This window comes from Paractinoplanes pyxinae (assembly GCF_026626335.1).
GTDB classification, from domain to species: Bacteria; Actinomycetota; Actinomycetes; order Mycobacteriales; family Micromonosporaceae; genus Actinoplanes; species Actinoplanes pyxinae.
In genome coordinates, this window is sequence record NZ_JAPNTZ010000001.1 from 757,331 (window position 1) to 774,718 (window position 17,388).

The window sequence follows — 17,388 nt, forward strand, 5'->3', positions numbered from 1 at the left end:
GATCATCCAATAGGTGACTGTCGATCAATGATTGCGGGTAAGCCGGGCGGATGCGCAGGGTCATCGTCGCCAGTCTGATCGGCACGTCGCTGGAGTGGTACGACTTCTTTCTGTACGGGTCGGCGGCGGCGCTCGTGTTCGGGAAGTTGTTCTTTCCGCAGTTCGAATCGCTCACCGGCACCTTGCTGGCCTTCACCACGTACGCGGTGGGGTTCGTGGCCCGGCCGCTGGGCGGCATCGTCTTCGGGCACTTCGGTGACCGGGCCGGGCGGCGCAACGTCCTGGTGACCACGCTGGTGCTGATGGGGGCGGCGACCGTGGCCATCGGCCTGGTGCCGTCCTACGCCTCGATCGGGGTAGCGGCTCCGATCCTGCTGGTCGTGCTGCGGTTCCTGCAGGGGCTCGGGCTGGGCGGCGAGTGGGGCGGCGCCGTGATCATGTCGGTCGAGCACGGCGGCGAGCACCGGCGCGGTCTCAACGCCAGCTGGCCGCAGGTCGGTGTGCCGGCCGGCAACCTGCTCGCCGCGGGGGTGCTGTGGATCCTCAACGGCACGTTGTCCGAGGCGGCGTTCCTGTCGTGGGGCTGGCGGGTGGCCTTCCTGCTCTCCGGCGTCCTTGTCATCGTCGGCCTGTGGATCCGCTTGTCGATCAGCGAGTCGCCGCTGTTCGCCGAGGTCGAGGAATCGGGCGCCAAAGCTCGTATGCCGCTGATCGAGGTCCTGCGTCGCCATCCGCGCGGACTGCTGGTCGCGATGGCCGCGCGGATCGGCACCGACGTGGCTTTTTACACCTTTTCCCTGTACGTGCTGACGTACATCACGGGGACGCTCGGTCTGCCGCGCAGCGTGGGCCTGGCGGCTGTGCTCATCGGTTCGGCGTTCCAGCTCGCGCTCATCCCGGTGTTCGGCGCGCTTTCCGATCGCGTCGGGCGGCGTCCGGTCTACGCGGTCGGGGCCGCCGGTGCGGCGGTGTGGGCGTTCGCGTTCTTCCCGTTGCTGGACACGCAGAACCGCGTCGTGATCGTGCTGGCCACGGTGGTCGCCCTGGCCACCCACGCGGCCATGTACGGCCCGCAGGCGGCGTTCATCGTGGAAATGTTCAGCACCCGGCTGCGCTACTCCGGCGCGTCGATGGGCTACCAGATCGCCGGCATCCTGGGCGGCGCGCTGGCCCCTCTCATCTCGATCAAATTGGTGCAGCTCACCGGTTCGGCGTTCGCCGTTTCCGCGTACGTCTTAGCAGCGCTCCTCATTACGCTGGTGGCGCTGTGGTTCGCCCCCGAAACCTCGAAGACCGACCTTCACGCCTCGTCGGCCACCACGTGAACCAGGTTGCGGGTCTGCTGGGCGATGGCCAGGCGCCACGCGTCGAAGGTGGCGTCGCTGGGCTCGTAGTCGGTCTCGAAATGCTGCATGTCCGGGGTGTGGATGTGCCCGGCCGGAATGCTCAGGCCGAGGCGGTCGCGCAGCAGCGTGTTGCGGTAGGCACTCTCGTTGGACAGGTAGTTGCCGCCACCGCCGCTGTACGAGCATGACTGCGGGCTCGGCGGCACGCCGTCGCGCGTGACTCTCTCCGGCGCCGTGCAATCCGGGAATTCGACGTACGAGGTGCGGTGGACGACACCGAACGCCACCGACTCGTCGGGCCAGGTGTCGCCCGGCGGACGCGGCACGTCGGCGCCCGTGTCGGCCGCGATCATCGCTTCCACCGGCAGGGTGGCGCTGGTCCACTGCGGCGGATCGCGCAGATCCGGAGTGGCTGGCCCGCCCCACCGGTCGACCACGGTGATGGTGCATTCGGGGTTGTTCACCGCCAGCTGCGGCACCCCGCCGACCGCCGCGCAGGGCCGGAAGTTGTCGTTGCCGGGCGAGACACCGTGGTAGCGCGCGTTGAACTGCTCGAGGTTGAACACCGCGCCCCCGGCCTGGCTCACCGTGATCGAGGCGTCGACCTGGCGCGGGCCCGGCCGCATGAATGGGCCCACGGTGTCTTCGAGATAGCCGCGCCGGAACTCGGGATAGCTCACCGGCAGCGTGTAGGCCTCGATGAACGCGTTCCCGTGGCGCGTGCCGTCCAGTGACAGCGCGGTCGCTCCCGACGGGTTGCCGTGCCGGATGTTGTTGCCGCCCACCCCGCCGTCCAGCGTGTACGGATCGAACCCGCTGACGATGACCCGCTTGACCTTGCTGCCCGCCGGCAAGTTGATGTCCGGCATCCCACGCGATGCGCGGTCGAACGTCTCGATCAGCTGCAGACGCTGACCCGAGAAGAGAGGGAGCTGCCGGATGGCCGCCATGGCCTCGATCCGGGTCCAGTAGAGCGGACGGTCGTCGCTGTAGGGCAGGCTCCCGCGCACCGGACCGCGCCGCTGAGCCCGGTCGACCGCCGCGTGCCACAGCTTCTCGCCCTCACGCGCCAGCAGCTTCTCGGCCGCGCCGGGCGAACGGGCGGCGCACAGCCGCCGGACGAGGGCCGGTGTGAAGCCCTGAAAGCCCGCACCCTCGATCATCTGCCGCGCGAACGGCCTGTCCTGCCCCGGGAGCGTGACGGTCAAGCGGTTCTCCTCGACCGACAACGGCACCGACGGGTCGAGGCAGCCGGCCGCCCGGGCGGGGCCGGCGACGGCCACGGAGCCCGCGGCCAGGGACATCACGGCAAGCACGCGGAGAAGCCTCATCTCATCAATATATGACTGTCGATTGATTGCCGGTCAAGCCGATGGTAACGATGAGCGTCGATGACTTCCGAGGGGGTGCCATGCGAGTGGCAAGGATCAGCAAAGTTATGGCCGCCGTCGCCACGTGCGTATTGCTCACGCCCGTGGCCGCCGCCGAGGCGCGCGAGCAAACGGGGGCCGCCGCCGCCGCCGGCGGCGCGCGCGGGCAGACGTGGGCCGCGGCCTGGGCCGGTTCGGCGCAGGGGGTCTATCCGATCGGGTACTCGGTGGGGCAGCCCGGCGTGCCCGGGCCGGCCGGTCCCGGCAACACGGCGCCCCTGCTCACCGCCGCCTTCCCCGACAACCAGGCCCGTAACCAGACGTTGCGCCTGATCGTGGACCCGAGCGTGACGGGCGACAGCTGGCGCGTACGACTCAGCAATGAGTTCGGCACCCGCGCGGTCACCTTCGGGCGTGCGTACGCCGGTCTGCAGTCGACCGGGGCCAACCTCACCCCCGGCACGAACCGGCCCCTGACCTTCGGCGGCCGCGGATCGGTCGTGGTCCCCGCCGGCCGGACCGTTCTGAGCGACCCGGTCCGCGTCAAGGTGGCCGACGCCCAGTCCCAGCGCCTTGCCGTCAGCCTGCACGTGTCGGGCGCGAGCGGCCCGATGACCTGGCACGCCGCCTCGTTCACCACGTCGTACGTATCGGACCCGGACAGCGGCGACCACACGGCCGACCGCGGCGACCTGGCCTTCCCGCACTCGACCACCTCGTGGTACTTCCTCTCCGAGGTGCAGGCGCAGCGCTCCGGCGTCCCCACCGTGGTGGCTTTCGGCGACTCGATCACCGACGGCTTCTTCAGCACGATCAACGGCAGCGACCGCTGGCCCGACGTGCTGCAGCGCCGCCTGGGCGAGCGCACCTCCGTGGTCACCGAGGCGATCGGCGGCAACATGGTGACGCGAATCGGTCGTACGCCCGGGGGCTGCACGCCCTGCGACGGCCCGCCCGCGCTCGACCGCCTCGACCGCGACGTGCTGGCCCGTCCCGGCGTCCGCGCGGTGATCCTGCTGGAAGGCATCAACGACCTCGGCGGCGGCAACGCGACAGCCGAGCAGGTGATCGCCGGCTACCGGGAGATCATCCGCCGCGTCCACGCCCGCGGCATCAAGATCGTCGGCGCCACCCTGACCCCGTCCGCCGGCACCGAGTTCGGCCTGTACGGCACACCCGAGACCGACGCCAAACGCCGCGCCGTCAACGCTTTCATCCGTAGCGGGGCCTTCGACGGAGTGGCTGACTTCTCCGCCGTCACCGAGGATCCGGCCAACCCGGGCCACCTGCGCCCCGAGTTCGACACCAACAGCAGCGTCGGTGGCCCCGGCGACCACCTGCATCCCAACCGCGCCGGCTTCCTGGCCATGGCCGGAACCATCGACGTGAACCAACTGCGCCGCTGGACGGCGTAGCGCGGCGGCCGCGGACGGCTGGAAATCCGTTTCTTCGAATTGCTTGCGCTCCTTAGGATCTTCCGAGATCCAGGAGGGTATTTCGATGAGCGATTTCCAGCAGTTCGTGGCCGATGTGGACACGCGTTTGTCCGCGATGTCGAAGGGCGAGTTGTACGTCGCCGGCGACGCTTTCGACCGGGACTCGCTCTGGCTCACCTTCCTCGAGTCGTTCCCGGCCGGCACCAATCTGCGGTTCCGTGAGCGGACCGAGTACGACTGCTCGACCTGCCGCGGGTTCATCAAGAACTTCGGCGCCGTCGTCGAGATCGACAACGACCGGGTCCGCTCTCTCTGGTCCGGGGTGGCCGCGGCCGACCCGGTCTTCTCCGTCGTCGCCGCCGCGATGGACGAGTTCGTCGGCACCCTGCCGCTGTCCGACCTCTTCCGGTCGACCGAGGCGCAGTACGGGGCCAGGACGACCCGGTCGCTGCGCGACGGTCAGGTCGAGGTGTGGCACCACCTGCACGGCCGGGTGGCGAAGCAGCACCGCACGCGGGACGTCGGCGCGGCGCGGGGTGCGTTCGACGCCGCGGTGCAGGTGTTCCAGCGCGGCCTGAACGAGCTGACCCCGGACGCTCTGGACACCGTGGCCGACCTCATCGACGACAACGCTCTCTACCGCGGCACCGAGCATCTGCGGGCGGTGACCGAGTTCCGCTACCTGCGGAACCAGTGGACGCAGGCGGCCGACCAGCGGGCCTTCGTGTTCGCCTACGCCATGAACCCGGCGGCCCGGTTCCGCAACACGGTGATCGGCACCCTCGTCCAGGATCTGTCCGCGGGCGTCGGCCTGGAGCAGGCGGTCCGGTCGTTCGAGTCGAAGGTGGCGCCCCAGAACTACCGGCGTCCCCAGGCGCTGATCACCCCGGCCATGGTCAAGGCGGCCATGAAGACCATCGACGAGCTGGGCCTCGAGGAGTCGCTGCAGCGCCGGTTCGCCCGCCTGTCCGACGTCTCTGTCACCAATGTGCTGTGGGTCGACAACGACACCCAGTCGCGGATGAAGGACGGCCTCGAGGGGCTGCTCATGCAGGCCGCGACCACCGGGTCGTCCGGCGCGCGCCTGCGGGACGCGAAGCCGGAAGAGGTTCCGGTCGTCACCTTCATGAAGGACATCCTGCCCGGCGCCGCCACCATCGACCTGTGGGTGGCCAACCGCCACGAGCCGCACTTCGTCAGCCTCACCACCGGTGAGCACCCGGCGGCGCCGCGGCTGTTCACCTGGGACAACGACTTCGCCTGGTCGTACGGGGGAAATGTCACCGACTCGATCAAGGAGAGGGTCAAGCGGGCCGGCGGCAACGTCACCGGCAAGCTGCGCGTGAGCCTGTCCTGGTTCAACCACGACGATCTCGACCTGCACGTGTTCGAGCCCGACGGCGCCCACATCTGGTACAAGGACAAGCGCAACAAGCTGGACGTCGACATGAACGCGGGCGGCCGGTTCACCCGTGAGCCGGTGGAGAACGTCACCTGGACCGGAACTGTGCCCGATGGCGAGTACCGGATCGAGGTGAACCAGTTCAACAAGCGGGAGAGCACCCAGGTCGGCTTCGTGATCGAGACGGAGAGCAACGGGCGGATCGAGCACTACAGCCACGAGCGGGCGGTCGGTCACAAGCAGACCGTCGAGGTGGGCCGGATGACGGTCGCCAACGAGGTGATCACCGCTTTCCGGCCCGGTGAGGACATGAAGGCGGGCAGCGCCGGCCAGGAACTGTGGGGCATCACCACCGAACAGTTCGTGCCGGTGTCCACCGTCATGTACTCGCCGAACTACTTCGACGACAACGAGGTCGGCCACCGCCACTACTTCTTCATGCTGAAGGGCTGCCGGAACGACCGGCCGGCCCGGGGCATCTACAACGAGTTCCTGCGCGGCGACCTGCAGCCGCACCGCAAGGTGTTCGAGGTTCTGGGCGACCGCACGAAGTGCGAGCCGTCGGAGGATCAGCTGTCGGGCCTGGGCTTCAGCTCCACGGTTCGCAACTCCGTGGTGGCCAAGGTGACCACGACCGGCGGCCGGCGCCGGCTCATCAGCATCCAGTTCTGATCGAAAGAGGCATCGTGACCGTTTTTGAGAAGGCCACGCGGGAGAAGTTTCGTTACCCGTCGGCCAAGGGCCTGCTGACCACCGAGCAGCTGTGGGAGCTCCCGCTGACGGCCAAGTCCGGCTTCAGCCTCGACGACGTGGCCAAGGCCGTCAACGCCGAGCTCAAGGCCGTCGGCACCGAGTCGTTCGTGGCCACCGAGGCCGATCCGGCCAAGGCGACCTGGGAGGCCAAGCTCGAGGTCGTGAAGCACGTCATCGCCTACCGCCTCGCGGAGGACCAGGCGGCCAAGGCGGCGGCGGCCAAGAAGCTGGAGAAGGAGAAGCTGATCGCCGTCCTGGGCCGCAAGCAGGACGCGGAGCTGGAGAACCTGACCGAGGCCGAGCTGCTGGCCCGCATCAACAACCTGTAGTCAGCGGCGGGGCGGGGCGGTCGAGCCGCGGATGACCAGGCGGGTGGGGACGGTGACCCCGCCCGCCGTCGGCTCGCCCGCGAGCAGGGCCAGCACCACCCGGCCGGCCAGCACGCCCTGGTCACGGACGGGCTGGGCCACCGTGGTGAGCTCGGCCAGCTCGGCCATCGGGTGGTCGTCGATGCCCACGATCGACATGTCCCCGGGGATGCGCAGGCCGGCCCGGCGCAGCGTGCGGATCGCGCCGAAGGCCACCTCGTCGGAGTGCGCGTAGACGGCGGTCGGCGGCTCCCGCAGGCCCAGCAGCCGGGACATCGCGTCGGCGCCGGGCAGCCCGCCCCAGGGCACGGTCACCGCCAGGGCCGGGTCGGCGGGCAGGCCGGCGTCGGCCAGCGCCTGCTCGTACGCCCGGGTGCGGCCGGGGTTGGCCGGCCAGCCGGGCTCGGCCGGGTCGACGGCGGCGATCATGCCGATCCGGCGGTGCCCCAGGAAGATCAGGTGGTCGACGGCCTGGCGCCCGGCCGCGGCGTCGTCGATGGAGACGTACGGATAATTCTCGACCTGACCGCCGGCCGCCACGATGTGCACGCCCATGAGCTCGAGCCGGGCCCGTTCGCCGTCGCGCACCGGCATGCCCAGCACGACCACGGCGTCGACCTTGCGCCGGGCCGGCAGCCGCTGGAAGAAGTCGCGCCGGTCGGCCTCGTCGCCCACGTGGTAGAGCAGCACGTCGAGGTCGGCCTCCCGCAGCACCGACTCGAGGCCTTCGAGCAGGGTCGCGAAGAACCACCGGGCGATGTGCGGCACCACCACGGCGACCCGATCGGTGGCGCCCCCGGCCAGGCGTGACGCCTCGGGCGAGATCACATAGGACAGCTGCTCGGCCGCGGCCAGCACGCGGGCCCGGGTCTCGGCGGCGACGTGCGGATGGTTGCTCAGGGCCCGGGAGGCGGTCGCCATCGACACGCCGGCCCGGCGCGCCACATCGGCCATGTTGACCCTCGTGTGCGGTGGCACGAGGTGAGCGTAGCAATCGTTGGAAGCGTTTCCGATCACGCAGAGCGTGCACATTGTGACTCTTGACGAGAGACGCAGATCACATTGACGCTGAAATCCGCAAACGGTTCCAAGCCCATCCACAGAAGGGACGGCAACCGTGCTTCAGCACAAGCCACGCCGCTGGGCGGCCGGCTCCGCCCTCGTCGTGTTCGCCTCGGTCCTCGCCGGGTGCGGCGGCGACGACGGGTCGAACACATTGACCTACTACATCGCCGACGCCGCTCAGGAGGACGTGGCCACGCGCTGCTCGGCCGAGTCCGGCGGCGCCTACGCCTTCAACATCCAGCGGCTGCCCAACACCGCAGCCGGCGGCCGCGAGCAGCTGCTGCGCCGGCTGGCCGCCGAGGACCGCTCGATGGACATCGTCAGCGTCGACCCGCCGTTCATGGCGGAGTTCGCCAACGCCGGCTTCCTGCGCGCGTTCACCGACGCCGAACGGCAGGAGTTCTCCGACGGCATCCTCGACGGCCCGCTCAAGCAGTCCACCTTCCGCGACACGCTCTACTCGGCGCCGCTCTACGGCAACACGCAGCTGCTCTGGTACCGCAAATCGGTGCTGCAGAAGGCCGGTGTCGACCCGTCGGCCGGCCCGGTCACGTGGGATCAGCTCATCAAGGGCGCGACCCAGGCCGGTGTCACCGTGGCCGCGCAGGGCCGCCGCAACGAAAGCCTCATGGTCTGGGTGAACGCGCTGGTCTCGTCGGCCGGCGGGTCGATCCTGCAGGCCGGCTCCGAGAACCTGCCGGCCAACGAGGTCAAGGGCGGCCTGAACACGCCGGCCGGCGCCGAGGCGGCCCGCATCATGCACGAGCTCGCCGTCTCGCCGGCCGCCCCGGCCGGGTTCAGCACGGCCGGTGAGGAGGACTCGCGGGCCGCGTTCCAGGCGGGCACCGGCGGCTTCATGGTCAATTGGCCGTACGTCTGGGCCGCCTTCGACTCGGCCATCGAGGAGGGCACCCTGCCGGCCAACTTCAAGGACGACGTCGGCTGGGCCGCCTATCCGCGCGTCGAGACCGGCACCGAGAGCGCTTCCCCGTCCGGCGGCCTGGGCCTGTCCATCAGCTCGTTCAGCCGCAAGCAGGACCTGGCCGTGCAGGCCATCCGGTGCCTGGCCAACGAGCAGAGCCAGAAGGACTTCATGAAGACCGCGGGCAACCCGGCCGCGCTCGCTTCGGTGTTCGACGACCCCGAGATCCGCGAGATGTTCCCGATGGCCGACGAGATCCGCACCGGCCTCGACGCGGCCACGCCCCGGCCGGTCAGCCCGTACTACGGCGACGTCACCGGCTCGATCCAGACCGCGTTCCACCCGCCGGACTCGCTCTCACCCGGCTCCACCCCGCGGGAGGCCAACGACCTGCTCGAGGACGTCCTGTCCAACAAGAGACTGATCTAGGAGCGGCCATGAGCACGACAACTTCCGCCGCACCACCGAGAACCTCGTCCGAGACCCGGTCGCAGCGCCGGGTCCGGCTCACCGACCGCGCCCGGCACGAGCGGAACCTGGGCTGGCTACTGGCCGGGCCCGCGTTCATCGCCATGGTGGCGGTGACCGGATATCCCATCCTCAACGCCATCTGGCTGTCGATGTTCGACTACCGGCTGACCGACCCCGAGGGGCGGAACTTCGTCGGGCTCGGCAACTACTTCACGATCCTGACCGACGGGCTGTTCTGGCAGCAGTTCGGCGTCACCTCGCTGATCACGGTGGTGACCGTGGCGGCGGAACTGGTGCTGGGCTTCGGGCTGGCCATGGTCATGCACCGCGCCCTCTATCTGCGCACTGCCCTGCGTACGGCAATTCTTGTCCCGTACGGCATCATCACGGTCGTCTCGGCCTACGCCTGGGCCTACGCGTTCAGCAACACGTACGGGTTCGTGAACGGGCTGTTCGGGCTGGGCGAGTTCGACTGGTTCGGCGGCACGTGGTCGGCGCTGGTCACCGTCTGCGTGGCCGAGATCTGGAAGACCACGCCGTTCATGTCGTTGCTGCTGCTGGCCGGCCTGGCCCAGATCCCCGACGACTACCTCGAGGCGGCCAAGGTCGACGGGGCCACCGCCTGGCAGCGGGTCAAGCGGGTGATCCTGCCCAACATGAAGGCCGCCATCATGGTGGCGCTGCTGTTCCGCACGCTCGACGCGTTCCGCATCTTCGACAGCGTCTTCATCATGACGGCCGGCGCCCAGGGCACCGAGACCCTGTCGTTCCTGGCCTACCGGCAGACGATCAGCCGGGTGATGGTCGGTCTCGGCTCCGCGGTCAGCGTCATCCTGGCCATCCTGGTCGTCCTCATCGCGGTGATGTTCGTGAAGGTCTTCAAGACCGACCTGTCCCAGCAGAGGGGGGAGCGGAAGTGAAGGTCAGCCGCCGCACACAGGTGTACTGGATCGTCGGCGCGATCCTGATCATCGCCTACGCCATCATTCCGGTGCTGTGGATCGTCTCGCTCTCGTTCAAGGAGGGCGACGACATCACCAACAAGTCGTTCCTGCCGACGACGTGGAGCTGGGAGAACTACCGCACGGTGTTCGCCAGCGACCTGTTCACCACGGCGTTGCGCAACTCGGTCGGCATGGCGCTGATCGCCACGACCATCTCGGTCATCCTGGCCACCCTGGCCGCGTACGCCATCTCCCGTCTCGATTTCCCGGGCAAGCGCCTGGTTCTGGGCGTGGCCCTGGCCATCACGGTGTTCCCGGTCATCGCGATCGCCACGCCGCTGTTCAACCTGTGGCGCACGATCGGGCTCTACGACACGTGGCTGGGCCTGATCATCCCGTACCTGTCGTACTCCTTGCCCTTGGCCGTGTACGTCCTCGCCGCGTTCTTCCGCGAGATCCCGTGGGAGATGGAGCAGGCGGCCCAGGTCGACGGGGCGACGTCGTGGCAGGCCTTCCGGCGGGTCATCGTCCCGCTGGCCACCCCGGGCGTCTTCACGGCGGCGATCCTCACCTTCTTCGCCGTCTGGAACGACTTCGTCTTCGGCATCACGCTCACCTCGAGCGAGGCGGCCCGCCCGGTGCCCGCCGCGCTCGCCTTCTTCCAGGGCGCCTCGCAGTTCTCGCAACCGACCGCGCCCATCGCGGCCGCCGCCGTGGTCGTCACGATCCCGGTGGTCATCCTCGTGCTGCTCTTCCAACGCAAGATCGTCGCCGGTCTCACCAACGGCGCCGTCAAAGGCTAGTCATCTCTCGGAGAGGAACCCCGGCATGGCAGCCATCGAGATGCGCAACATCGTCAAGGAGTACGGCGACGGCTTCAAGGCGGTCAACGACATCAGCCTGGACATCGCCGACGGCGAGTTCATGATCCTGGTCGGGCCGTCCGGCTGCGGCAAGTCGACCCTGCTCCGCATGATCGTCGGGCTCGAGGACATCACCTCGGGCGACATGGTGATCGGCGGCGACCGGGTCAACGAGAAAGCGCCGCGCGACCGCAACCTGTCCATGGTGTTCCAGAACTACGCGCTCTACCCGCACCTGACGGTGTTCGAGAACATCGCCTTCCCGTTGCGGCTGAACAAGAAGGTCAGCGAGGACGAGATCCGGCGCCGGGTGAAGGAGGCGGCGGACATGCTCGAGCTCAACGAGCACCTCGAGCGCAAGCCGGCCAACCTCTCCGGCGGGCAGCGGCAGCGGGTCGCGATGGGCCGGGCCATCGTCCGGCAGGTCAACGCGTTCCTGTTCGACGAGCCTCTGTCCAACCTCGACGCCAAACTGCGCGGGCAGATGCGTACGGAAATCTCGCGCATGCAACGCCGGCTGGGCACGACCACGGTGTACGTCACCCACGACCAGACCGAGGCGATGACCCTGGGCGACCGGGTGGCCGTGCTGCGGCGGGGCTTCCTGCAGCAGGTGGCCTCGCCCCGCGAGCTGTACGAGCAGCCGGTCAACATGTTCGTGGCCGGGTTCATCGGCTCGCCGCCCATGAACTTCCTGCCGGCGGTGGTGGCCGGGCAGCGCCTGCAGCTGCCGTTCCTCGAGGTCGACCTGCCGGCCAAGGCGGCCGGGAAGGTCACCGACGGGCAGCTGCTGATCGCCGGCATGCGGCCCGACCACTTCGAGGACGCCCGCCTGCTCGACCCGGCCAAACGGGAGCGGGGCGCGCTGTTCCGGGCCAAGGTCGACGTGACGGAATGGCTGGGTGATTCCCAGTACGCGTACATCCCGTTCGAGGCCAATGAAGAGGTCACCCGGCAGCTGGCCGAACTGGCGGCCGAACTCGACAGCGAGGCCCTGCGGACGCAGCTCATCATCTCGATCGACGCGATGAGCCGGCTCCGCGAGAACCAGGAGGCCGAGTTCTGGGCCGACACCAGCCGGATGCACCTGTTCGACCCGCGTACGGGCGAGAACCTGACCCGCGACGAGGACGCCGCGGCCGACCTGGCCCACCTGGAGGAAGAGGAGCTCCGGGAACGGACGACGCGATGAGCTGGTGGCGCCACGCGGTGATCTACCAGGTGTACGTGTGGAGCTTCGCCGACTCCGACGGCGACGGGATCGGGGACCTGCAGGGTGTCCGGTCCCGCCTGCCGTACCTGCGCGACCTCGGCGTGGACGCCGTCTGGCTCAACCCGTTCTATCCGTCCCCGCAGGCCGACAACGGCTACGACGTGGCCGACTACCGCGATGTCGACCCCCGCTTCGGCACCCTGGCCGACGCCGACGCGCTGCTGCGCGACGCCCACGCGCTGGGCCTGCGCGTCATCATCGACCTCGTTCCCAACCACACCTCGTCCGAGCATCCCTGGTTCCGCGAGGCGCTGGCCGCCGCGCCCGGCAGTCCCGAGCGCGGCCGGTACCTGTTCCGCGACGGCCGCGGGGACGAGCCGCCCAACAACTGGATGAGCAACTTCGGCGGCCGGGCCTGGACGCGGGTGCCGGACGGCCAGTGGTACCTGCACCTGTTCGCCCCGGAGCAACCGGATCTGGACTGGACCACCACCGACGTACGCGAGGAATTCCACTCGATCCTGCGGTTCTGGCTCGATCGCGGAGTGGACGGCTTCCGCATCGACGTGGCCCACGGGCTGGCCAAGGATCCGCAGATGCGTGACGTGGACGCCGGCCAGGCGAGCCACCCGCACTGGGACGTCGACGAGGTGCACGACGTCTATCGGGGCTGGCGGCGGGTGCTGGACGGCTATCCGGGCGACCGCGTGTTCGTCGGCGAGATCTGGGTGCAGACGGTCGATCGGCTCGCGCTCTATCTGCGGCCGGACGAGCTGCACACGGCGTTCAACTTCGCCTTCCTCACGGCCGATTTCTCGGCGCCGGCCCTGCGCCAGGCGGTCGACGACAGCATGCGGGCGCTCGAACGGGTCGGGGCGCCGCCGACATGGGTGCTCTCCAACCACGACGTGGTCCGGCACGTCACCCGGTACGGCGGTGGTGAGCTCGGTCTGCGCCGGGCCCGCGCCGCCGCCCTGCTGATGCTCGCGCTGCCCGGAAGCGCCTATCTGTACCAGGGTGAGGAACTGGGCCTGCCCGAGGTCGAAGACCTTCCCGACGCCGTACGACGTGACCCCGTGTTTCACCGAAGCGGGGGCGCAGAACTGGGGCGTGACGGCTGCCGGGTGCCGCTGCCGTGGTCGGATGCCTCGCCGTCGCTGGGTTTCGGGCCGGGGGAGGCCACGTGGTTGCCGCAGCCGGCCGCCTGGAAGTCGCTGACGGTCGAGCGCCAGACCACCGATCCCGGCTCGATCCTCAACCTGTACCGCGCCGCCCTGGCTCGGCGCCGCGACCTCCCGGACGCCGGCCTCACGTGGATACCGACCACCGGCGACATGCTGGCCTTCCGCCGCGGGCCGGGGTTCCTGTGCATAGTGAATGTGGGCGACGACGCCGCCCCCGTGCCTGATCCCGTCCTTGACGAGGCACGGTCCGCCTCGCTGGTGCTGCACAGCGACCCGCGAGCATCCGGCGAGGTGCTGCCGGGAGGGAGCGCGGCCTGGTATGCGCATTCTGATCGTGACGGCGGGCTCGCGGGGTGACGTAGCCCCGTTCACCGGGCTGGGGCGGCGATTGCTCGAGGCCGGGCATTCGGTCGCTCTGGCCGCGCACGACCGGTTCGCCGATCTGGTGCTGTCGGCCGGGCTGGAGCATCGGACGCTGCCGGGCGACCCGGTCGAGCTGGTGCGGGCGCGGACGGCAGCGCCCAGCCCGTCCGAGGCGCAAGCGGTCTTCGCCGAGTTTCTTCACAAGTTGGGGGACGGGATCGTGGCCGCTGTGGCCGCCGGGACCGACCTCGTGCTCACCGCTTTCGGCCCGGCTCCGCTGAGCCGGGCCGTGGCGAACAGCGCCGGCCTGCCCAGTGCTGGGGTGTACCTCGCACCCGGTGTCCCGGCGAACGATTCCGGCTGGCCGGTGACGCGGGACGTGGTCGACCGGTCGGCCGCCCTTTACGCGCCTGTGCTGCGCCGGCTGAGTCTGGCCGAGCCGAGGGCCGCCGGGTGGCCTGTGTTCCACGGCTTCAGCCCGGCCGTGGTTCCGCGGCCACCGGACTGGCCGGACAACGTCCACATCACCGGCTACTGGTGGCCGTACCGCTCGGAAGCCTGGCAACCGCCGGATCAGCTCGCGGACTTCCTGCAGTCCGGGCCGCCGCCGGTGTTCATCGGGTTCGGCAGCATGACCCCCTCGCAGGAGCAGCTGCAAGACATCGTGTCGGCCGCGGTCACCCGGGCCGGGGTGCGTGCCGTGGTGCAGGCCGGCTGGGCCGAGCTGGGCCCGGCCGGCGACGACATCCTGGTGGTCGGCGACCTCCCGCACGAGTGGCTGTTCCCTCGTACGGCTGCGGTGGTGCACCACGCCGGAGCCGGCACCGCGGCCGCCGGCTTGCGGGCGGGAGTGCCGGCCGTCCCTGTTCCCGTGCTGGTCGATCAGCCTTTCTGGGCCGGCCGCCTGGTCGACCTGGGTGTGGCGCCGCGCTCCCTGCCGATGACCGAGCTGACCGCCGACGCCCTGGCCCAAGCCCTGCGCGCGTGCCTCGATCAGCCGTCCTACCGCGACCGCGCGACGGAGCTCGCCCGCCGCATCGGTGCCGAGGACGGCGCCGAACTCGTGCTGGCGGCGGCGGCCCGGCTCGAAGCGGCCCCGACTCCGGCTTCGGCGCAGCCACGAAGGTCGGCACCCCCGCCGCCGACGTGAAGATGCTCAACCTTGCCAATTGACGCGGCGGGATGTCGGTCGGTGGCCGGGAGCCAAACCTCAGCCACGAACGCGAAGTGTGTACGTGTGTATCGGCGTCAATGTTGACGTCAATATTGATCCAGTCAACATGAACGAGCCTTCAGGCGCTGACTCGCCCAAGGCGGGCTCGTGCTGGACCACCCCGAGTGCCGCATCGGCCTGGACCCATGGACGTGGGGCCGCCGTGCTTGCTCCTGGTCCGCTGCGTTGGTAAACGCTACGCGCGACCGCGACGGTGGTGCGCTGGGCGGTGGCGTCTGTCTTGTTGAACGCTACGCGCGGCGGACCGCGACGGTGGCGCGCTGGGCGGTGGCGTAGATCGTACCGGCCCAGCCGTCGGCGTCGCGGAACGACAGGCTGGTGGCGCCGGGCTCGGCGTGGTCGGCAACGATCGTGAAGGCGGCCCGCTGCAGCTCGCGCCGGTAGAACGACAGCACCGCCTCCGGGCCGGGGGCGGTGAGCGTGAACGAGGCCCCGGACTCGCCGTCGGCCAGCGCGGTGACCCGGCTGCCCGGCGGCAGGCGGAAGGCCGAAGGCACGTTGCGGACCCCGACGGCCGCCGGGGCCGCGGCCTGGACCTCACGCGCCGGGGCGCGCACCTCGGCCGCCGGAGCGGGCGCGATGGCGGCCTGCTCGTTGCGCCGCGGGTCTGTCGTGGCCGCGTTTCCGCAGGCCCCGGCGCCGGCCACGGCCAGCAGGGTGGCCACCAGGGTGCCGATCCGCCTCGCGATCATCGGTCCATTCTCCGTCATCGGGTCAAGAGTGTGGCCGGCATCGAGATGCCGGCCACCCCATTCTTCTCAACGAGCCGCCCGCCCAGGAGCCGCGGGCCACCTCTTTTTAGTTCAGCCAGTCACCGTGGGTGTTCTGGGTGGGGGCTGCGGCCCGGGCCGCCGCGATCGCCGCCGGGCGGGGCGGGATCGACGACGTGTCCTTCGCGAACGTGGCCACCGCGGTGGCGATCGCGTCGGCGTTGGTGTCCAGGGCGAACGTGTTGATGTTGCCGACCAGCTTGTTCTTGTAGGCCTTCCGGAGCTGGGCGTACAGCGCCTTGTCGGCGCCGTCCCGCTCAGGGGTGAAGCTGTCGCAGGCCTGGTGGTAGCAGGGGTCGTAGGCCGCGCCGGCGACGCCGCCCCACTTGGTCACGTCGTCCGCGGTCTTCTCGACCTCGGCCCCGGTGAACAGGCCGCCGGCCGGGATGCCGGTGCCGATGAACGGGCCGTAGTCGGAACGGCCGGTGAAGTCGGACGCCGCCGTGGCCTGGCCGCGGCCGGCGAAGAACTTCTGGAAGACGGCCTCGATCTGGGCCGATCCGGCCGGCCCGGGCCCGGCGCCGGTGGCGGCCGAGTCGTCGCCGTCGTACACGCCGAACGTGTAGTTGGGCGAGCCGATCATGTCGAAGTTGAGGTAGAGCGCGATCTTCGCGTGCTCCTCCTCGGTCAGGCTGTTCACGTAGAACGTCGAGCCGACCAGGTTGGCCTCCTCGGCACCCCACCAGGCGAATCGCAGCTTGTTGGTGGTCTTCTGGTTGCGCATCTGCAGGGCCGTCTCGAGGATGCCGGCGCTGCCCGTGCCGTTGTCGTTGATGCCCGGGCCCTCCGGCACCGAGTCGAGGTGGGCGCCGGACATGACGACCTCGTCCGGGTTGCCGTAGCGCGACTCGGCGATCACGTTCTCGGTCTCGCGCACGTCGGCCACGGTGTCGGTGGTGATCGTGAGGGTCAACCCGGCCGTGCCGGCGAAGGCCACACCCTGCGGGTACGAGATGCCGATGGCCGGGATGCCGACCGGGGAGCCCAGGGTGCCGAGGAACAGTTCCTGGCGGTCCGGGGCGGTGGTGTCGCCCTGGTTCATGATGACGACGCCGATCGCGCCGGCCGCCTCGGCGTTGGCCGCCTTCTGACCGAACGGGCACCCGCCGCGCTGCAGCAATGCGATCCGGCCGGTCACGTTGACGAAGTCGGCCGCCTCGCAGCCCGACGTGCTGGTGTTGGGGGTGGTGAGCTGCAGGTCGACCGGAACAACCGTGCCGGTCGCCGTGCCTGACCCCGAGCAGTCGAGGACGTCGTAGTCGGTCTGGTCGACGTAGGTGGTCGGCGTCGGTGCGGTCTGCGCGAACGACGACCCGTTCTCCGTACAGAAATTGAAAGTGAACGGCTGCCGGGTGACCTTGTAGCCGGCCGCTCGCATCAGCGTCGACACGTAGTCGGCGCTGCGCTTGTAGCCGGGCGTGCCCGACGCCCGCGTATCTCCACTGAGTTTGGCAATGGCCTGGAAAGCGACCAGGTGCCGCAGCACTCCGGCCAGCGTGACCGCCTTGGTCACGTCCTTGACCGAGTTATTTCCGGACGAGGCCTGAGCCGGTCCGGCGGCGACGAGGCCGCCCAGCAGCACCGCTGCCGCGGCCGCCGCCCCCACCCGTTTCCATGTCGATCGAGACACCACGATGTGTTCTCCCCCTTGTGAACGGTGGTCGGTGAATATCCAGCAACCTAG

General features: G+C 69.8%; 14 protein-coding genes. 10 read left to right on the plus strand and 4 right to left on the minus strand.

The annotated features are described in order from the left end of the window. Positions 1–50: 50 nt before the first annotated feature. Positions 51–1,325 (plus strand): MFS transporter, encoded by a 1,275-nt coding sequence (locus OWR29_RS03275; RefSeq protein ID WP_267560807.1) that lies wholly within the window; start codon positions 51–53, stop codon positions 1,323–1,325. Here OWR29_RS03275 and OWR29_RS03280 read toward each other — a convergent pair. Further along, positions 1,301–2,677 (minus strand): PA0049 C-terminal domain-containing protein, encoded by a 1,377-nt coding sequence (locus OWR29_RS03280; RefSeq protein WP_267560809.1) that lies wholly within the window; start codon positions 2,675–2,677, stop codon positions 1,301–1,303. The two genes, OWR29_RS03275 and OWR29_RS03280, sit on opposite strands and share 25 nt — an antisense overlap. Positions 2,678–2,784: 107 nt before the next feature. Here OWR29_RS03280 and OWR29_RS03285 point away from each other — a divergent pair, with 107 nt between their 5' ends. From OWR29_RS03285 to OWR29_RS03295, 3 genes are all read left to right on the plus strand, one after another. Next, positions 2,785–4,131 carry an SGNH/GDSL hydrolase family protein gene (locus OWR29_RS03285; protein ID WP_267560810.1) on the plus strand — a complete coding sequence of 449 codons (1,347 nt, stop codon included), beginning with the start codon at positions 2,785–2,787 and terminating at the stop codon, positions 4,129–4,131. 85 nt (positions 4,132–4,216) lie between these two features. Next, positions 4,217–6,226, plus strand: coding sequence for a DUF8224 domain-containing phage-derived protein (locus OWR29_RS03290; protein ID WP_267560812.1), 2,010 nt, complete (start codon positions 4,217–4,219; stop codon positions 6,224–6,226). A gap of 14 nt (positions 6,227–6,240) precedes the next feature. After that, the gene (locus tag OWR29_RS03295; protein WP_267560814.1) at positions 6,241–6,636 is read left to right on the plus strand and encodes a hypothetical protein; all 396 of its coding nucleotides are present in this window, start codon (positions 6,241–6,243) and stop codon (positions 6,634–6,636) included. On the opposite strand, the gene OWR29_RS03300 is transcribed toward OWR29_RS03295, so the two are convergent. Continuing rightward, positions 6,637–7,653 carry a LacI family DNA-binding transcriptional regulator gene (locus tag OWR29_RS03300; RefSeq protein WP_267560815.1) on the minus strand — a complete coding sequence of 339 codons (1,017 nt, stop codon included), beginning with the start codon at positions 7,651–7,653 and terminating at the stop codon, positions 6,637–6,639. A gap of 139 nt (positions 7,654–7,792) precedes the next feature. Here OWR29_RS03300 and OWR29_RS03305 point away from each other — a divergent pair, with 139 nt between their 5' ends. The 6 genes from OWR29_RS03305 to OWR29_RS03330 are packed head-to-tail and all read left to right on the plus strand — an operon-like array spanning position 7,793 to position 14,850. Next, a complete protein-coding gene (locus OWR29_RS03305) occupies positions 7,793–9,091 on the plus strand; it encodes an extracellular solute-binding protein (protein WP_267560816.1) in 1,299 nt (432 codons plus the stop codon). A gap of 8 nt (positions 9,092–9,099) precedes the next feature. Next, positions 9,100–10,053 (plus strand): carbohydrate ABC transporter permease, encoded by a 954-nt coding sequence (locus OWR29_RS03310; RefSeq protein WP_267560817.1) that lies wholly within the window; start codon positions 9,100–9,102, stop codon positions 10,051–10,053. Then, positions 10,050–10,880 (plus strand): carbohydrate ABC transporter permease, encoded by an 831-nt coding sequence (locus OWR29_RS03315; protein ID WP_267560818.1) that lies wholly within the window; start codon positions 10,050–10,052, stop codon positions 10,878–10,880. Before OWR29_RS03310 ends, OWR29_RS03315 begins: the two co-directional genes overlap by 4 nt. Positions 10,881–10,905: 25 nt before the next feature. Beyond that, the gene (locus OWR29_RS03320) at positions 10,906–12,132 is read left to right on the plus strand and encodes an ABC transporter ATP-binding protein (protein WP_267560819.1); all 1,227 of its coding nucleotides are present in this window, start codon (positions 10,906–10,908) and stop codon (positions 12,130–12,132) included. Beyond that, on the plus strand, positions 12,129–13,694 hold the full coding sequence (locus OWR29_RS03325; RefSeq protein ID WP_267560820.1) for a glycoside hydrolase family 13 protein: 1,566 nt from the start codon (positions 12,129–12,131) through the stop codon (positions 13,692–13,694). The genes OWR29_RS03320 and OWR29_RS03325 overlap by 4 nt, the downstream gene beginning before the upstream one ends. Then, complete coding sequence (locus OWR29_RS03330) at positions 13,657–14,850, plus strand: glycosyltransferase (RefSeq protein ID WP_267560821.1); 1,194 nt, start codon at positions 13,657–13,659, stop codon at positions 14,848–14,850. The genes OWR29_RS03325 and OWR29_RS03330 overlap by 38 nt, the downstream gene beginning before the upstream one ends. Positions 14,851–15,164: 314 nt before the next feature. On the opposite strand, the gene OWR29_RS03335 is transcribed toward OWR29_RS03330, so the two are convergent. Both OWR29_RS03335 and OWR29_RS03340 read right to left on the minus strand, forming a co-directional pair. Beyond that, a complete protein-coding gene (locus OWR29_RS03335) occupies positions 15,165–15,626 on the minus strand; it encodes a hypothetical protein (protein WP_267560822.1) in 462 nt (153 codons plus the stop codon). Between the two features lie 106 nt (positions 15,627–15,732). Beyond that, positions 15,733–17,334, minus strand: coding sequence for a M28 family metallopeptidase (locus OWR29_RS03340; protein WP_267560823.1), 1,602 nt, complete (start codon positions 17,332–17,334; stop codon positions 15,733–15,735). Between the last annotated feature and the right edge of the window lie 54 nt (positions 17,335–17,388).

Excerpts from the sequence above, each read along its gene's own strand:
- OWR29_RS03290 (WP_267560812.1), top strand. The coding sequence starts at position 4,217 with ATGAGCGATTTCCAGCAGTTCGTGGCCGATGTGGACACGCGTTTGTCC.
- OWR29_RS03335 (WP_267560822.1), bottom strand. The coding sequence starts at position 15,626 with ATGATCGCGAGGCGGATCGGCACCCTGGTGGCCACCCTGCTGGCCGTG.
- OWR29_RS03310 (WP_267560817.1), top strand. The coding sequence starts at position 9,100 with ATGAGCACGACAACTTCCGCCGCACCACCGAGAACCTCGTCCGAGACC.
- OWR29_RS03285 (WP_267560810.1), top strand. The coding sequence starts at position 2,785 with ATGGCCGCCGTCGCCACGTGCGTATTGCTCACGCCCGTGGCCGCCGCC.
- OWR29_RS03275 (WP_267560807.1), top strand. The coding sequence starts at position 51 with ATGCGCAGGGTCATCGTCGCCAGTCTGATCGGCACGTCGCTGGAGTGG.
- OWR29_RS03330 (WP_267560821.1), top strand. The coding sequence starts at position 13,657 with ATGCGCATTCTGATCGTGACGGCGGGCTCGCGGGGTGACGTAGCCCCG.
- OWR29_RS03325 (WP_267560820.1), top strand. The coding sequence starts at position 12,129 with ATGAGCTGGTGGCGCCACGCGGTGATCTACCAGGTGTACGTGTGGAGC.
- OWR29_RS03320 (WP_267560819.1), top strand. The coding sequence starts at position 10,906 with ATGGCAGCCATCGAGATGCGCAACATCGTCAAGGAGTACGGCGACGGC.
- OWR29_RS03280 (WP_267560809.1), bottom strand. The coding sequence starts at position 2,677 with ATGAGGCTTCTCCGCGTGCTTGCCGTGATGTCCCTGGCCGCGGGCTCC.